The 14,036-nt window shown below is 62.9% G+C and carries 19 protein-coding genes; 14 read left to right on the top strand and 5 right to left on the bottom strand.

Annotated features, from left to right (window positions below; all coding sequences use genetic code 11):
• Positions 1-133: 133 nt before the first annotated feature.
• From rpsP to GSQ88_RS36045, 8 genes are all read left to right on the top strand, one after another.
• A complete protein-coding gene (rpsP, locus tag GSQ88_RS32170; RefSeq protein ID WP_159012181.1) occupies positions 134-466 on the top strand; it encodes a 30S ribosomal protein S16 in 333 nt (110 codons plus the stop codon).
• Positions 467-479: 13 nt separating this feature from the next.
• Positions 480-1,010, top strand: coding sequence for a ribosome maturation factor RimM (rimM, locus tag GSQ88_RS32165; RefSeq protein WP_159012179.1), 531 nt, complete (start codon positions 480-482; stop codon positions 1,008-1,010).
• Between the two features lie 73 nt (positions 1,011-1,083).
• A complete protein-coding gene (locus GSQ88_RS32160) occupies positions 1,084-2,181 on the top strand; it encodes a zinc-binding dehydrogenase (RefSeq protein WP_159012178.1) in 1,098 nt (365 codons plus the stop codon).
• Between the two features lie 9 nt (positions 2,182-2,190).
• Positions 2,191-2,949 carry a tRNA (guanosine(37)-N1)-methyltransferase TrmD gene (gene trmD / locus GSQ88_RS32155; RefSeq protein WP_159012176.1) on the top strand — a complete coding sequence of 253 codons (759 nt, stop codon included), beginning with the start codon at positions 2,191-2,193 and terminating at the stop codon, positions 2,947-2,949.
• Positions 2,950-3,054: 105 nt separating this feature from the next.
• Entirely contained in the window at positions 3,055-3,450 is a 396-nt protein-coding gene (rplS, locus tag GSQ88_RS32150; protein WP_159012174.1) for a 50S ribosomal protein L19, read from the top strand.
• 371 nt (positions 3,451-3,821) lie between these two features.
• Positions 3,822-5,228, top strand: coding sequence for a 3-isopropylmalate dehydratase large subunit (leuC, locus tag GSQ88_RS32145; protein ID WP_159012172.1), 1,407 nt, complete (start codon positions 3,822-3,824; stop codon positions 5,226-5,228).
• 103 nt (positions 5,229-5,331) lie between these two features.
• Entirely contained in the window at positions 5,332-5,535 is a 204-nt protein-coding gene (locus GSQ88_RS32140) for a hypothetical protein (RefSeq protein ID WP_159012170.1), read from the top strand.
• Positions 5,536-5,548: 13 nt separating this feature from the next.
• A complete protein-coding gene (locus GSQ88_RS36045; RefSeq protein ID WP_283810724.1) occupies positions 5,549-5,677 on the top strand; it encodes a hypothetical protein in 129 nt (42 codons plus the stop codon).
• On the opposite strand, the gene GSQ88_RS32135 is transcribed toward GSQ88_RS36045, so the two are convergent.
• Together GSQ88_RS32135 and GSQ88_RS32130 are read right to left on the bottom strand one after the other, a co-directional pair.
• On the bottom strand, positions 5,674-5,868 hold the full coding sequence (locus GSQ88_RS32135; protein WP_159012168.1) for a hypothetical protein: 195 nt from the start codon (positions 5,866-5,868) through the stop codon (positions 5,674-5,676). The genes GSQ88_RS36045 and GSQ88_RS32135 overlap by 4 nt on opposite strands.
• 224 nt (positions 5,869-6,092) lie before the next feature.
• Positions 6,093-6,431: a hypothetical protein gene (locus GSQ88_RS32130; RefSeq protein ID WP_159012166.1), complete on the bottom strand. Its 339-nt coding sequence runs from the start codon at positions 6,429-6,431 to the stop codon at positions 6,093-6,095.
• Between the two features lie 138 nt (positions 6,432-6,569).
• Between GSQ88_RS32130 and GSQ88_RS32125 the strand changes: the two genes are divergently transcribed.
• From GSQ88_RS32125 to GSQ88_RS32115, 3 genes are all read left to right on the top strand, one after another.
• Positions 6,570-6,977, top strand: coding sequence for a metallopeptidase family protein (locus GSQ88_RS32125; RefSeq protein ID WP_159012164.1), 408 nt, complete (start codon positions 6,570-6,572; stop codon positions 6,975-6,977).
• A gap of 142 nt (positions 6,978-7,119) precedes the next feature.
• Positions 7,120-7,725, top strand: coding sequence for a 3-isopropylmalate dehydratase small subunit (gene leuD, locus GSQ88_RS32120; RefSeq protein ID WP_159012163.1), 606 nt, complete (start codon positions 7,120-7,122; stop codon positions 7,723-7,725).
• Between the two features lie 61 nt (positions 7,726-7,786).
• Entirely contained in the window at positions 7,787-8,590 is an 804-nt protein-coding gene (locus GSQ88_RS32115) for a hypothetical protein (protein ID WP_159012161.1), read from the top strand.
• A 176-nt stretch (positions 8,591-8,766) separates the two neighbouring features.
• Here GSQ88_RS32115 and GSQ88_RS32110 read toward each other — a convergent pair whose 3' ends face one another.
• Positions 8,767-9,645, bottom strand: a complete 879-nt coding sequence (locus tag GSQ88_RS32110) for an HpcH/HpaI aldolase/citrate lyase family protein (RefSeq protein WP_159012159.1) — start codon at positions 9,643-9,645, stop codon at positions 8,767-8,769.
• A 99-nt stretch (positions 9,646-9,744) separates the two neighbouring features.
• Between GSQ88_RS32110 and GSQ88_RS32105 the strand changes: the two genes are divergently transcribed.
• Entirely contained in the window at positions 9,745-10,404 is a 660-nt protein-coding gene (locus GSQ88_RS32105) for a carbonic anhydrase (protein WP_159012157.1), read from the top strand.
• 108 nt (positions 10,405-10,512) lie between these two features.
• Here the strand turns inward: GSQ88_RS32105 and GSQ88_RS32100 are convergent, their stop codons facing one another.
• The gene (locus GSQ88_RS32100; RefSeq protein WP_159012156.1) at positions 10,513-11,055 is read right to left on the bottom strand and encodes a TIGR00645 family protein; all 543 of its coding nucleotides are present in this window, start codon (positions 11,053-11,055) and stop codon (positions 10,513-10,515) included.
• 127 nt (positions 11,056-11,182) lie between these two features.
• Positions 11,183-12,217: an aspartate-semialdehyde dehydrogenase gene (locus tag GSQ88_RS32095; protein ID WP_159012154.1), complete on the bottom strand. Its 1,035-nt coding sequence runs from the start codon at positions 12,215-12,217 to the stop codon at positions 11,183-11,185.
• Between the two features lie 164 nt (positions 12,218-12,381).
• Between GSQ88_RS32095 and GSQ88_RS32090 the strand changes: the two genes are divergently transcribed.
• Both GSQ88_RS32090 and GSQ88_RS32085 read left to right on the top strand, forming a co-directional pair.
• Positions 12,382-13,188 carry a hypothetical protein gene (locus GSQ88_RS32090; RefSeq protein ID WP_159012763.1) on the top strand — a complete coding sequence of 269 codons (807 nt, stop codon included), beginning with the start codon at positions 12,382-12,384 and terminating at the stop codon, positions 13,186-13,188.
• A gap of 199 nt (positions 13,189-13,387) precedes the next feature.
• Complete coding sequence (locus GSQ88_RS32085; RefSeq protein ID WP_159012149.1) at positions 13,388-13,798, top strand: hypothetical protein; 411 nt, start codon at positions 13,388-13,390, stop codon at positions 13,796-13,798.
• The last annotated feature ends 238 nt before the right edge of the window (positions 13,799-14,036 follow it).

The raw sequence follows: 14,036 nt of genomic DNA, 5'->3' as shown, positions 1-14,036 counted from the left end.
CACGAAGAAAGACTGGATTGCTTCGTCGCGGAGCCTGTCATCGGGCGCGCATTTCGCGCGACCCGGTGGCTCCTCGCAATGACGCCTTCGAATTCCAATCGCTAAAATATTCAGACACTCACAGGAGAACCAAATGTCAGTCGTTATTCGTCTCGCCCGCGCCGGCACCAAGAAGCGTCCGGTCTATCACGTCGTCGTCGCCGATTCGCGTTTCCCCCGCGATGGCCGCTTCATCGAACGTCTCGGCCATTTCAATCCGCTGCTGCCCAAGGACAACGAGGCGCGGCTCAAGCTCGACATGGACAAGGTCAAGAGCTGGCTCGCCAAGGGCGCACAGCCGTCGGACCGAGTGACCCGTTTCCTCGATGCCGCCGGTGTCGTGAAGCGCGCCGCCCGCAGCAATCCGGAAAAGGCCGTGCCGCGCAAGGAGCGCAAGGCGGCTGCCGAAGCCGCCTCCAAGAAGTAAGCGTTAGCGCCGCGTGACGGTAGCAGCACCGATTTGCGTCGCCCGTATCGGCGCCGCGCATGGCGTGCGCGGCGCGGTGAAGCTATGGACCTTCACCGAAGATCCGCTGGCGGTGCAGCGCTATGGGCCGCTGTTGACCAAGGACGGCGCGCGTCAATTCGAAGTGACGCACGCCCGTGAGGCCAAGGACCATCTGGTCGCGACCCTGAAAGGCGTCGCGACCCGCGAGGACGCTGAACGCCTCAACGGCATCGAACTCTATATTGCGCGCGAGAAACTGCCCGATACCAGCGAGGATGAATACTACCACGCCGACCTGATCGGGCTCGCCGCGGTGACATCCGCAAATGAGCCGATCGGGCGCGTCATCGCGATCCACAATTTCGGCGCCGGCGACATCATCGAGATCGCGCCGCCCCATGGTGCGACCCTGCTGCTGCCGTTCACCAACGCCGTGGTGCCGACGGTCGATCTGGCGGGCGGCCGCGTGGTGATCGAACTGCCCGCGCAAGTCGACGGTGACGAGCCGGAAGCCTCCGGCTGAGCGGCCCGTTCCGATATTGATCCGCGGCGCCACGCGCTTACCTAATCGCCCACATTTATCGGGGATGATGGATATGGCTCCCACCCACAAGGCTCCCACCCACAAGGCTTGGCGGCTGCACGCCCACAATGATCTGCGATTCGAGGATGTCGAGACGCCGAGGCCCGCGGCCGACGGCGTTTTGGTTGCGATCGAAGCCGGCATGGTGCTGTCGTATACGAATAAGGTGCTGTCGGGCTCGGTGCCCTACAGCCTGCCGCCGATGCCGTTCGTGCCCGGCACCAACGCCATCGCGAGGGTGGTCGCCGTCGGCAATGACGTCACCCATGTGCGCCGTGGCGACCGGGTGTTTCTAAGCCCGCATCTGCGCGGCGATGTGCCGGATCCCGAGCCGCCGCAAATCCTGATCGGCCTGACCGCAACCGTAACTGGCCCGGCGGCGCTGGCGCTACAGGCGCGCTGGCGCGACGGCGTATTCGCCGAAATCGCGCACTGGCCGGCCGCCTGCGTCACCCCGCTGGTCGGGCTCGACGATAGACCCGCGACCGAGCTGATCGGGCTTGCCAAGTTGATCGTGCCGTTCGGCGGCCTGCAGCGCACCGGCCTGCGCGGCGGCGACACCATCATCATCAACGGCGCGTCGGGTTATTTCGGTTCCGGTGCGGTGATGCTGGCGGTGGCAATGGGTGCGGGCCGTGTGGTCGCGGTCGGGCGCAAGCAGACCGCGCTGGAATCGCTGCGCGACGCGTTCGGGCCGCGCGTGATTCCGGCGATAGCCAGCGGCGACGTGACAAAAGACCTCGCCGTCATCCGCCATGCCGCGGGCGGCGGCGCCGATGTCGCGCTCGATCTGTTGGGCGCCGCCAAGAGCACCTCGAGCACGCTGTCATGCTTGCGCGCCTTGAAGCGCGGTGGCCGCCTGGTGCTGATGGGCAGCGCCGAGGCGCCGCTTGAACTTTCGTTCCGCGAGATGCTGGCAAATGATTGGGAGGTGGTCGGCCAGTTCATGTATGCGCGAACCGCGCCGGGTCAGCTTGCAGCACTGGCCGCCTCCGGCCTGCTCGATCTGCGCAAGATCGTCGTGACCAAATTCAAGCTCGCCGACTTCAGGCAAGCCGTCGAGGCCGCCGCCTTGATGCAGGGACTCGATCTCACCGCCGTGGTGCCGTAACGGACAGCGATGACTTCTTCCTCGCCGATCTGGCGCACCACCGTACTGACGCTGTTTCCGGAGATGTTCCCCGGACCGCTCGGCGTCAGCCTCGCCGGCAAGGCGCTGGAATCCGGCCTGTGGGCGCTGGAGGCCCGGGACATCCGGGATTCGGCGACCGATCGCCACCGCAGCGTCGACGATACGCCGGCCGGCGGCGGCCCCGGCATGGTGCTTCGGGCCGACGTGCTGGCGGCGGCGATCGATGCCGCCGAAATGGTCCCGGATGCGCCAAACAGCCGACCCCGCCTGCTGATGAGCCCGCGGGGTCGGCCACTGACCCAGTCACGGGTCCAGGCGCTCGCCGCGGGCCCCGGTCCGCTGATCGTGTGCGGGCGGTTTGAGGGCATCGACCAGCGGGTGATCGAGGCGCGGCACCTCGAGGAGGTTTCCATCGGGGACTATGTGCTGTCCGGCGGCGAAATCGCCGCGATGGCCTTAATCGACGCCTGCGTCCGGCTATTGCCGGGGGTGATGGGCAAACTGGCCTCCGGAACCGAGGAGAGTTTTTCCGACGGACTACTGGAATACCCCCAATATACCCGCCCGCAGACTTTTGAGGGCCGGCCGATCCCGGAAATCCTCACTTCCGGCGACCACGCCAAGGTCGCGGCCTGGCGCCATGCCGAAGCCGAGGCCCTGACCCGGGAACGGCGGCCCGATTTGTGGGTCCAAAGGCCTGCGCCAAAGACTCGCCAAAAACGCCCAAAAAACACGACGGAAGGGTGACAACGCTCCGGGATTGCCGTATAGGAGCGCCAAATCCGTGCAGGATCGATGGACGTTTGCGCAGCCCGCGCTTGGCTGGGCGCGCCGCCAATGGAGATTTCTACAATGAACATTATCCAAGAGCTCGAAAAAGAGCAGTTCGACAAGCTGGCCGCCACCAAGGTCATCCCGGACTTCGGGCCTGGCGACACCGTGATCGTCAACGTCAAGGTGGTCGAAGGCGATCGCTCGCGCGTGCAGGCCTATGAAGGCGTCTGCATCGGCCGCAGCGGCGGTGGCCTCAACGAGAGCTTCACGGTTCGCAAGATCTCCTACGGCGAGGGCGTCGAGCGCGTGTTCCCGGTGATGTCGCCGATGATCGACTCGATCAAGGTTGTGCGCCGCGGCAAGGTGCGTCGTGCCAAGCTGTATTACCTGCGCAACCTGCGCGGCAAATCGGCCCGCATCGTCGAGAAGAAGACCGAGCGCGCTGCCCCGGCGGCGGTCGCCGCTGCCGAGTAATTTTCGGTCCCAACGCGGACTGGACGAAAAAGCGCGGGCTCACCCCCGCGCTTTTTTATTGCGCGTTTGCTGCGGCGCTCGTCGCAAGCGCGCTGGCAACAAACGCATATCGCGCTTAGATACCTCATGTGTTATGAGGCTAGAATGGTTCCAGACCCGACCAGTGTTGCAGGCCAACGCGTCGCGCCGTTCGTGATCGACGATCGCTCGCGGCTGCCTGGCCGTTTCTTCGGCCGGTTTGCGACCTCGGCAACGTCAGAGCTTAGAAGCGCGCTTTAACCGGCGCCGCTGTTTCACTTGCTCGCGCGTCATCGCGCCCACCCGCTCACACGAAATTTCGCTCAACAAAATATATCTTGGAGCTTACGCTCATGTCCAAACCAACCACGCTGTACGACAAGATCTGGAACGATCATCTGGTGCACGAAGCCGATGACGGCACCTGCCTGCTCTATATCGACCGCCATCTGGTGCACGAGGTGACCTCGCCGCAGGCATTCGAAGGCCTGCGCGCCAGCGGCCGCAAGGTTCATGCGCCGGAGAAAACCCTGGCCGTGGTCGACCACAACATTCCGACCACCGATCGCTCCAAGCCCAATCCGGACCCGGAGAGCATCGAACAGATGCGGGTGATGGCGGACAACGCCAAGGAATTCGGCATCGAATATTTCAACGAGTTCGACATCCGTCAGGGCATCGTCCACGTCATCGGCCCCGAGCAGGGTTTTACGCTGCCCGGCACCACCATCGTGTGCGGCGACAGCCACACCTCGACGCATGGCGCGTTCGGCGCGCTGGCGCACGGCATCGGCACCTCCGAAGTCGAGCATGTGCTGGCGACGCAAACTTTGATTCAGAAAAAAGCCAAGAACATGCGGGTCCTCGTCGACGGCAAATTGCCCGACGGCGTGACCGGCAAGGACATCATTCTCGCCATCATCGGCGAGATCGGCACCGCCGGCGGCACCGGCTACGTGCTGGAATATGCCGGCGAAGCGATCCGTGCGCTCTCGATGGAAGGCCGCATGACGGTCTGCAACATGTCGATCGAAGGCGGCGCCCGCGCCGGCCTGGTCGCGCCCGATGAAAAGGCCTACGAATTCCTGAAGGGCCGGCCGAAATCGCCGAAGGGCGAAGCCTGGGACGCCGCGATGCGTTACTGGGAAAAGCTGCGCTCCGACGAAGGCGCGCATTGGGACCATGAGCTGCGGCTCGATGCGGCCAAGCTGCCGCCGATCGTGACCTGGGGCACCTCTCCGGAAGACGTGGTGTCGATATCGGGCTTCGTGCCCGATCCCGACCAGATCTCCGACGAGGCCAAGCGGCTCTCGAAGCATCGCGCGCTGCATTACATGGGGCTCAAGGCCGGCACCAAAATCACCGACATCAAGCTCGATCGCGTCTTCATCGGCTCCTGCACCAATGGCCGCATCGAGGATCTGCGCGCGGCCGCCAAGATCGCCGAGGGCAAGACCGTCAACGGCCATGTCAATGCGATGATCGTGCCGGGCTCCGGCATCGTGAAGGAGCAGGCGGAAGCCGAAGGCCTCGACAAGATCTTCATCAAGGCCGGCTTCGAATGGCGCGAGCCGGGCTGCTCGATGTGCCTTGCGATGAACCCCGACAAACTGTTGCCGGAAGAGCGCTGCGCCTCGACCTCGAACCGCAATTTCGAGGGACGGCAGGGTTTCAAAGGCCGCACCCATCTGGTCTCGCCGGCGATGGCCGCGGCCGCCGCGATTGCCGGGCATTTCGTCGACGTCCGGGAGTGGAAGTAACTCGCGGCATGCGTAGAGATCGAAGCATTCTGGAAACGCCTCGTTAATGAGCGAGGCGCAGACTGGTCTCTTGCGGAGACAGACCTTTCGCAAGGAGCCGGTCATGGCCGACAAACCAGAATTCGTCGATATGATCAGCGAGGCGACGCGCCAGTCGCGCCGTCGCCCGCAGACGCTGATCATCGAGCCGGAGAGCAAGGAAACCTCGCGTCTCAGTCATTGGCCGCCGGATCGGGTGGTGCAGTGGCGGATGGAGAACCTGACGCCGTGGAAGCTCAAATCCTGGAAATTCAAGAATTGGGATTAAGCAGGAATTAAGATTGAAAGCGGCTGCGAAAATCGCAAGCCTTGAAAAATCGAAGTCTCGAAAAATCGAAGCCATGATGGACAAAAAAACAGGCCCGCACATCACGGGCCTGTTTGATGTTGAGCGCCAGCCGAGCGACTAGCGGCAATGCCAGCAGCGCCGATGCCAACGGTGATGCCAACGCACCTCGGTCGTCGCCTGCTTCGAGCTATCCTGGACGGTCGCCGCCGCGCCCGGATTGCTCAGCGACATCGCATTTGCACGCTCGCTCGGCGCGGCCAGAACCAGCAACGCCCCGACAGCCGCAAGTCCCAAAACTTTCGTCACATTCATATTTGTTCTCCATGGGTCCAGGATTTCACGTCCGCGCCGAACTGGCTGAGTAGATCAGCCGTTTCGGCGCGACGCAGGTCGTTGGGCCGAAGCTTGCGACGTGAATGTGAGTTGTCCCCTGCGCCGGGAAATCAAATGCGCGCTGCGCGGTTAGGTTCCCGCCGTACATCGCGTGACGCACAAAAGCGGGTTGGACTTTCGTCTCGCGAGAGAGGCTCTCGGAGCTAACCCGGACGCCAGAAGCAGTTCATCCGCGGCGTGATCACGGTGCCGCTTGGCCGGTGCTCCTCGACATAGGTCGCCGTGCAGTCCCGCACCGCATTGGGTCCCGGGTTGTAGCGCGGATAGACGCCATCGGGTTCGACCTGGTAGCGCGGATAGATCGGCACGCGCCGTGTCGGCCGTGTGCTGCGGCGCGGGATGGAGCGATCGACGGCCGCCGGAGGCTGCGCTTGTGCTACCCGTATCCCGGACGGCGCGGTCTGCGCCCTGGTGCCGGATGCCGGCAGCAACAGAGCTCCTGCAAGGGCGACCCCCATCGCCGCGATCCCGATCCGCGTCATAAGCCCACCCAACTTGTTATGCCACTGCTGTCCGCTTCTAGCATTCGCATCGCGTGGCAGCTAGCTCCCTTCAGCTAGCTCTCTTGGCAAGGGGCCGGCATTCCGATGCGCTCTCAGATCAGAGATTGGACCAACGCGATGTGGACTTCAGCCAAAGCACCCTCCCTGGCCGAAATGGAGGCCATGGCGCACGACATCTTCGAGCGCCTGCCCGCCGACTTTCGCGAGCTATGCGAGGGCGTGGTGATCCGCGTCGACGATTTTCCGACCGATGAGGTGCTCGACGAGTTGGAGGCCGAGAGCGAATTCGACCTGCTTGGCCTGTTCCAGGGCACCGGCCTGCCGTTCCGTAGCAGCCAGGATATCGCCCCACTGCCCAACATGATCTGGCTCTATCGGCGGCCGATCCTGGACTACTGGACCGAGCACGAGGAGACGCTGGGCCATATCGTTCGCCACGTGCTGATCCACGAGATCGGCCATCATTTCGGACTGTCAGACGCGGATATGGAGGCGATCGAGGAACAGGACGATTCCGAAGATTAGCATTGCCGGACGATTAGCCTTGCACAATTTGACCTTTGCCCAAGGCCCCGATGGGGGTAAAAGTACCCCCTGAAGTCGTAGGTTTGCGCCCTTTTGGCTGCAAACCTGTTAGCTGTTCCCTCGCACAGATGAAGATCGGGCCATGGAAAAATTCACCACGCTGGAAGGCGTCGCAGCGCCGCTGAAGATCATCAATGTCGATACCGACATGGTGATCCCGAAGCAGTACTTGAAAACCATCAAGCGCACCGGGCTTGGCAAGGGCCTGTTCTCGGAACAGCGCTACAAGGACGACGGCAGCGAGAACCCCGATTTCATCCTCAACAAGCCGGCCTATCGCAACGCCAAGATTCTGGTCGCCGGAGATAATTTCGGTTGCGGCTCGAGCCGCGAGCACGCGCCGTGGGCGCTGCTCGATTTCGGCATCCGCTGCGTGATCTCGACCTCGTTCGGCGACATCTTCTACAACAATTGTTTCAAGAACGGCGTGTTGCCGATCCGTGTGTCGCAGGAAGACCTCGACAAATTGTTCGACGATGCCGAGCGCGGCGCCAACGCCACCTTGAGCATCGACCTGGCCAGCCAGGAAATCCGCGGGCCCGACGGCGGCACGCTGAAGTTCGAGATCGACCCGTATCGCAAGCATTGCCTGCTGAACGGCCTCGACGATATCGGGCTGACGATGGAAAAGAAGTCGTCGATCGACGATTACGAAGCCAGGGTCAAAACCGAGCGCGCCTGGGCCTGATCTGACCAGCCATTGATCTCATCAGTTATCGATCTAACCAGCTATTTTGGTGACGTTGCGCATGCGGCCGGACGTCGTCACCTTCTGGCACGGTCCGCTCGATGCGCTGCGGCTATTGTGCCTGAGATCGCAGGTCGCCGCCGGTCATAAGGTCACCGTCTATAGCTTCGATCCGCTGGCAGGCTTGCCCGATGGCGTCGGCAATGCCGAGGCCGAGGCGATCCTGCCGCGCGCTTTTTCCGAACGGCTGCGCCCGCCGCAGCCGGATGGCTCGTGGCGGGATTGGACCCTTCTGCAATTTTCCGATTTCTTCCGGATGCGGCTGATGGCGCAGCCCACCGTCGCAGACGATGTCCGCTTGTGGCTCGATGCCGATGTGCTGTTGCTCAAGCCGGCCGCGATCGATCCCGCAAAACCTTACTTTGCCTGGGAGCGGCCGCGCCAGCTCGGCAATTCCGTGCTGTATCTTCCGCCCGGCGATCCGATCGTAGCCGCGTTCGAAGCCCTGATGAAGCAGGACGAACTGACGCCGGACTGGCTGTCGCTGCGGCATCGCCTGACATTTGCGATGCGCAAACTGCGCGGTGGATCAAGGCGCCTGTCGGATATCCGCGTTGCGATCTTTGGCCCCGCGGCACTGACCGCGCTCGCGCACCGCGCCGGCGAGTTACACTATGCGCTGCCGAAGAAATCGTTTTACGCGGTGCATGCCGAACCGAAACTGTTCTTCGAGCGCTCGGATTTTTCCGCATTGATCAATGACCCCGACATCATCGGGCTGCACATTTCGCCCAAGGGCCGCGGCAACACGCAGCCGGTCGCGGGCAGCCTGTATGCGTGGGCGGCGGAGAAGTTTGGGAGCTGAGCGGAACGTTGCTTTTCCCCTCTCCCCTTGTGGGAGAGGGTGGATCGAACGCGCATAGCGCGTTCGAGACGGGTGAGGGGTCACGGCCTCTCGTTATGCGGCGACCCCTCATCCGGCAGCCTACGGCTGCCACCTTCTCCCACAAGGGGAGAAGGGAAGAGACGCGAACTAAATTCTCAATTCCCCATCGCCGCGATGGCGTCCGCGATCGCAATCGTGCGGCGGGCCATGTCGGCGTGCAGGCGTTCCACCATCTGGCCGTCGAGCCGGATAGCGCCGCGCGCGGCATTCTCCGGTTGCTCGAAGGCCGCGATGATTTTGCGGGCCTGGGCAATTTCCTCATCCGGCGGGGTGAAGATGGCATTGCACGCCTCGACCTGGCCGGGATGGATCAGCGTCTTGCCGTCAAAGCCGAGATCGCGGCCCTGGGTGCATTCCTGCCCGAAGCCGTCGACATTGCTGAAATCGCTGTAGGGCCCGTCGAAAATTTCCAGCCCGTAAGCGCGGGTCGCCAGGATGCAATGCGTCATCATCGGAATCATCGCCGCACGGCCCGGCCGCATCAGGATCCGCGTCTCCCGCGCGATGTCGTTCGGTCCGAACACGAATCCGGCCAACCGTGCCCTGGGATCGCGCGAAGCCCCCGCTAATTTGTCGGCGTCGAGCACCGCGCGCGCGGTTTCGATCATCGCCCAAACTTTAATCGATGGGTCGGCATGGACGGCGGCCAGCCGGTCGCCGATCGCCTGGAGATCCTCGACGCTGGAAACCTTGGGAACCAGAATGCCGTCGGGCTTAGCCTGGCCTGCCATCGCGGAATCGTCGACCCACCACGCTGAATCCAGGCTGTTGGTGCGGACCCAGACTTCACGCTTGCCAAAACCCTTGGCGGCGATTGCCTGCGCGATCTGGTCGCGCGCAAGCCCCTTGGCATCCGGCGCCACCGAATCCTCGAGGTCGAGGATGATGACGTCGGCGGGCAGGTTGCGGGCTTTTTCCAGCGCCCGCGCATTGGAGCCGGGCATGAATAACGGGCTGCGGCGCGGACGGATCATGGCTGGGTTTCCTCAGAGATTTCGAACCCGAGGCGATATCACCTCAACGTCGGCTCCGAAAGTCTTGTTCCGGTCATCGGCATATGGTTAGCCTCGGATATGTCGCCATTTCCCCAGCACCTGCTTGAAGGCTACCGGACCTTTACCTCGCAACGCCTGCCGACCGAGCAGACGCGCTACCGCGAATTATCCGAGCGCGGCCAGGCGCCCGCCGTGATGGTGATCGGCTGCTGCGATTCCCGGGTGTCGCCGGAAGTGATCTTCGACGCCGGTCCCGGCGAATTGTTCGTGATGCGCAACATCGCCAATCTGGTGCCGGTGTACCAGCCGGACGGCGGCGCGCATGGCGTGTCGGCGGCCTTGGAATACGCGGTCAGCGTGCTGCGCGTGAAACACATCGTGGTGCTTGGCCATGCGCAATGCGGCGGCATCCGCGCCTTCATCGACGACATCGAGCCGCTGTCGCCCGGCGACTTCATCGGCCGCTGGATGGCGATGTTCGTCAAGCCCGGCGAGACGGTCGCGCAGCGCGGGCACGAGTCCCGGCAGGAGTTTACGACCCGGATCGAAAAGGCCGCGGTGTTTCGCAGCCTGGAAAACCTGATGACGTTTCCGTTCGTGCAGGCCGCGGTCGACAGCGGCGAATTGCTATTGCACGGGGCCTATTTCGGTGTCGCCGAAGGCTCGCTGTTCGTGCTCGATCCGGTGGCGAAGGAATTTCGCGGTGTTGGCGAATTGCGAGTGGCGAATAGCGAATAGAAGGAAATTCCGCTTTCTATTCGCTACTCCCATTCGCCATTCGCTCTAGTCTTTTGTTTTGACGCGTTTTCTTCACGCGAACCGGTGTCCACTTCGCTCGAAAACGCTCTAATGATCGCTGCCCCAGCGGTCCGACAGCGCCAGGATCAGCGCCGATACCACGAACACAATATGGATACCGACCAGCCAGCCCATCTTCTGGGCGTCGAAGGTCGAATCCAGGTTCATGAATGCCTTCAACACCTGGATCGCGGAAATCGCCACGATCGAGGCCAGCAGCTTTTGCTTCAGCCCGGCGAAATCGACCTTGGTCATCCATTCCGGCCAGTCCGGATGGGCGCCGGGATCGATCTTCGAGACGAAATTCTCGTAGCCCGAAAACACCACGATCAGGATCAGATTGCCGGTCAGCGAGACGTCGATCAGGCTGAGCACGCCGAGGATGATGTCGGATTCCTTGGCGGCGGCCGCATGCAGGATGAACTCCCACAGCATCATCATGAATTTCAGCATCAGCACCGCGAGGCTGACGACGAGGCCGAGGTAAAACGGCGCCAGCAGCCACCGGCTGTTGAACAGCACGCTTTCGAGCCCGTGCTCGACGCGCTTGAGATGCGGGTTGGGCCGGTAGGGAGCCGGTTGTTCGCTCATCGCAGTGCCGCCCCGTTCCTTCGCCGCGTAGGGTGGGCAAAGCGAAGCGTGCCCACCATGACATATCCGGACTAGAATGGTGGGCACGGCGCAAGAGCGCCTTTGCCCACCCTACGATGGCTGCTGCTTAGGCCGCCTTCTTCTTGGCGGTGATCAGCTTGCGGTTGATCAGGCACTCGGCAATCTGGATTGCGTTCAGCGCCGCACCCTTGCGCAGATTATCCGACACGCACCACAGCACCAGGCCGTTTTCCACCGTCGCGTCCTCGCGGATGCGGCTGATATAGGTCGCGTCCTCGCCGGCCGCCTCGTAGGGCGTGACATAGCCGCCCGGCTCGCGCTTGTCGATCACCAGGCACCCCGGCGCATTGCGCAGGATGTCGCGGGCCTCGTCGGCCGAGATCGGATTCTCGAACTCGATATTGACCGCTTCGGAATGACCGACGAATACCGGCACCCGCACGCAGGTCGCGGTAAGCCTGATTTTGGGATCAAGAATCTTCTTGGTCTCCATCATCATCTTCCACTCTTCCTTGGTGTAGCCGTCCTCCATGAACACGTCGATCTCGGGGATCACGTTGAAGGCGATACGCTTGGGAAATTTCTTGTTGACCAGATCGCTGTTGGTGTAGACCGCCTTGGTCTGCGAAAACAGCTCATCCATCCCGTCCTTGCCGGCGCCCGACACCGATTGATAGGTCGAGACCACGACGCGCTTGATCACCGCCTTGTCGTGCAGCGGCTTCAACGCGACCACGAGCTGCGCGGTCGAGCAGTTCGGATTGGCGATGATGTTCTTCTTGGTGAAACCGGCGACCGCGGCCGCGTTGACCTCCGGCACGATCAGCGGCACGTCCGGATCCATCCGCCAGGCCGACGAATTGTCGATCACGATGGCGCCGGCGGCACCAATCCTGGGCGACCATTCCTTCGACACGGAACCGCCCGCCGACATCAGGCAGATATCGACGTCGGAAAAATCATAATGCTCGAGCGCTTTGACTTTCAGGGTGCGGTCGCCATAGGACACCTCGACACCCACGCTGCGGCGTGAGGCCAGCGCCACCACCTCGTCAGCCGGAAATTTGCGCTCGTCCAGGATGTTGAGCATTTCGCGCCCGACATTGCCGGTCGCACCGACCACCGCGACTTTGTAACCCATCGTTCACTCTCCGAAGAAAAATGCCTCGCCCCCTCGTGCCACGGAAAGGGAAGAGGCAGCGCTTCTATGCGAGAAACGCCTTTAAGACAACGTAACAGCAGAACCTGGCCGAACTTGATGCCGGCCAGACTTATATCAGGCCATTTTGTGCGCGTGGGCGTTTGATGCAGTCGTTTTCGGGCACCCGTGCCGACCCTCACGATCCGAGCCGGATTCGCTCGGCGCTGACCAGCTTTGCCGACGAATGCTGTGGTACGCTGGCCCGCCTGATCGTCTATGTGGGGGCTCTGGCGCTGCTTGCCATCGTCGGCCTCCATTTCTGGAACGAATTGCCGGCTAGGGATATTGGGCCTACCGCCAAGGCGGCTTGGAGCCCAGCCACCCGCTCTTATCCGGCGTTCGCCGTCAGCCAGCCCGAATCGTTTGAAAAAACAGCATCTTACGAAATTCTTCGGCATCCGGGTGGCGGCCGCAAGGATGTCCTGCGCTGGGCCGCGGCAGCCGAAAAGCCCATAGCCGAGCTCGAAATCTACCGTCCCGGGGATGAGTTAAGCGAATCGGGTCCCGCGCTCGCCGAACTGGCCGACCGGATGGACCCCAATGGCGCCCGCGAGCTGGAAGCCGCAGGCATCATCGACAGCAAATTCGGCGCGGTGACCCTGCTTCGTCTGGCCGGCCTGGCCCGCGGCGACGCGCCAGCCTGTCTCGGCTTCGTGAAACGTCTCGATCAGGCCGATTTGCGGATTTCCGGCTGGTCCTGCCAGGGCGACACGCTGCCCGCCCGGCGTGCGGCGGTCGGCTGTATCTTGAACCGCCTGACCCTTTTGACCGCCGGGAACGACCCGAAATTGGCCGAAACATTCGCCCGCGCCGAGCTCAGGCGCGGGAGCTGCGCCCCTTCCGCGACCGCCGCTGCCGCGGCGAGCTGGGTGACGGAGAACGAAAATCCCCAATTGCGCGGCGCGTTCTGATCCGGCGCGGCTGCCAGGACGCCGGTCGCCGGGATGCTGGTCAGTGTGCCGATCAAGGCGCTGGTTTTCATGCAACTTTTTCACTTCCCCCGGCATTATTGTGAGCCAGTGTGGCCCGATTGACCTTGTGGCCGGATGGCCCCGGCAGTTAAATGACGGGTAAATCGGACACGACGCTCCGCCGGACCATGAGGACATGATGACCCCGAAATTCTCCGCTGCGAGCAAACTCGCGCTGTTGCTGGCCGCCGCCGCGGTTACTGTCGTTGGCCTCGGCCTGACGCCTGCGAGCGCGCAGTCCGCCCCGACGCCGCAGCAGAAGCGCCAGCAGCAATACGACAGAAACGGCCGCCCCTATTACGGCGCCCGCGGCCCCAACCAAGTTTATCAGCAGGGTCCGCATACCCGCGTTTACGTCACCACGCGCTCCTGGCTCGACGCCGGCGTCGAAGTGCTGCCGGGCGACCGCAAGTTCAACGACTACGCCTTCCCGCCGGACCTCGGCTACCCGTCGTTCGCGCGCGAGAACAACAACCGCCCGATCGATCGCGGCCCGATGAACCCGCCGTCGGACATGGGTGGATATCCCACGACCTTCCCGCTGTATTGAGCGGCGACACATTCGCAGACGAAAAATGCCCGGCTTTGGCCGGGCATTTTTTGTGATTGGGAGTCATTTGTGGGACCGCTACAACACTGACTGCGTCGTCCCGGCCTAGCGCGCAATTGCGCGTAAGGCGCCGGGATCCATAATCCCTGGCGCTGATGATTCCGGAAGGCCTCTCCTCACGGCCGAAACGAAAATCCTCGGCGTATGGGTCCCGGCCCCGTACGCGCAATTGCGCGCT

It is taken from the genome of Bradyrhizobium sp. S69 (assembly GCF_009766005.1).
Classification (GTDB): Bacteria; Pseudomonadota; Alphaproteobacteria; order Rhizobiales; family Xanthobacteraceae; genus Bradyrhizobium.
Note: the sequence above shows the minus strand (reverse complement) of the source record. Positions and strands in the feature narration are given on the sequence as shown.

Bases quoted from the DNA above. Each gene is read 5' to 3' on its own strand.
- rpsP (WP_159012181.1), top strand. From the start codon at position 134: ATGTCAGTCGTTATTCGTCTCGCCCGCGCCGGCACCAAGAAGCGTCCG.
- GSQ88_RS32160 (WP_159012178.1), top strand. From the start codon at position 1,084: ATGGCTCCCACCCACAAGGCTCCCACCCACAAGGCTTGGCGGCTGCAC.
- trmD (WP_159012176.1), top strand. From the start codon at position 2,191: ATGACTTCTTCCTCGCCGATCTGGCGCACCACCGTACTGACGCTGTTT.
- rplS (WP_159012174.1), top strand. From the start codon at position 3,055: ATGAACATTATCCAAGAGCTCGAAAAAGAGCAGTTCGACAAGCTGGCC.
- leuC (WP_159012172.1), top strand. From the start codon at position 3,822: ATGTCCAAACCAACCACGCTGTACGACAAGATCTGGAACGATCATCTG.
- GSQ88_RS32140 (WP_159012170.1), top strand. From the start codon at position 5,332: ATGGCCGACAAACCAGAATTCGTCGATATGATCAGCGAGGCGACGCGC.
- GSQ88_RS32135 (WP_159012168.1), bottom strand. From the start codon at position 5,868: ATGAATGTGACGAAAGTTTTGGGACTTGCGGCTGTCGGGGCGTTGCTG.
- GSQ88_RS32130 (WP_159012166.1), bottom strand. From the start codon at position 6,431: ATGACGCGGATCGGGATCGCGGCGATGGGGGTCGCCCTTGCAGGAGCT.
- GSQ88_RS32125 (WP_159012164.1), top strand. From the start codon at position 6,570: ATGTGGACTTCAGCCAAAGCACCCTCCCTGGCCGAAATGGAGGCCATG.
- leuD (WP_159012163.1), top strand. From the start codon at position 7,120: ATGGAAAAATTCACCACGCTGGAAGGCGTCGCAGCGCCGCTGAAGATC.
- GSQ88_RS32115 (WP_159012161.1), top strand. From the start codon at position 7,787: ATGCGGCCGGACGTCGTCACCTTCTGGCACGGTCCGCTCGATGCGCTG.
- GSQ88_RS32110 (WP_159012159.1), bottom strand. From the start codon at position 9,645: ATGATCCGTCCGCGCCGCAGCCCGTTATTCATGCCCGGCTCCAATGCG.
- GSQ88_RS32105 (WP_159012157.1), top strand. From the start codon at position 9,745: ATGTCGCCATTTCCCCAGCACCTGCTTGAAGGCTACCGGACCTTTACC.
- GSQ88_RS32100 (WP_159012156.1), bottom strand. From the start codon at position 11,055: ATGAGCGAACAACCGGCTCCCTACCGGCCCAACCCGCATCTCAAGCGC.
- GSQ88_RS32095 (WP_159012154.1), bottom strand. From the start codon at position 12,217: ATGGGTTACAAAGTCGCGGTGGTCGGTGCGACCGGCAATGTCGGGCGC.
- GSQ88_RS32090 (WP_159012763.1), top strand. From the start codon at position 12,382: ATGCAGTCGTTTTCGGGCACCCGTGCCGACCCTCACGATCCGAGCCGG.
- GSQ88_RS32085 (WP_159012149.1), top strand. From the start codon at position 13,388: ATGACCCCGAAATTCTCCGCTGCGAGCAAACTCGCGCTGTTGCTGGCC.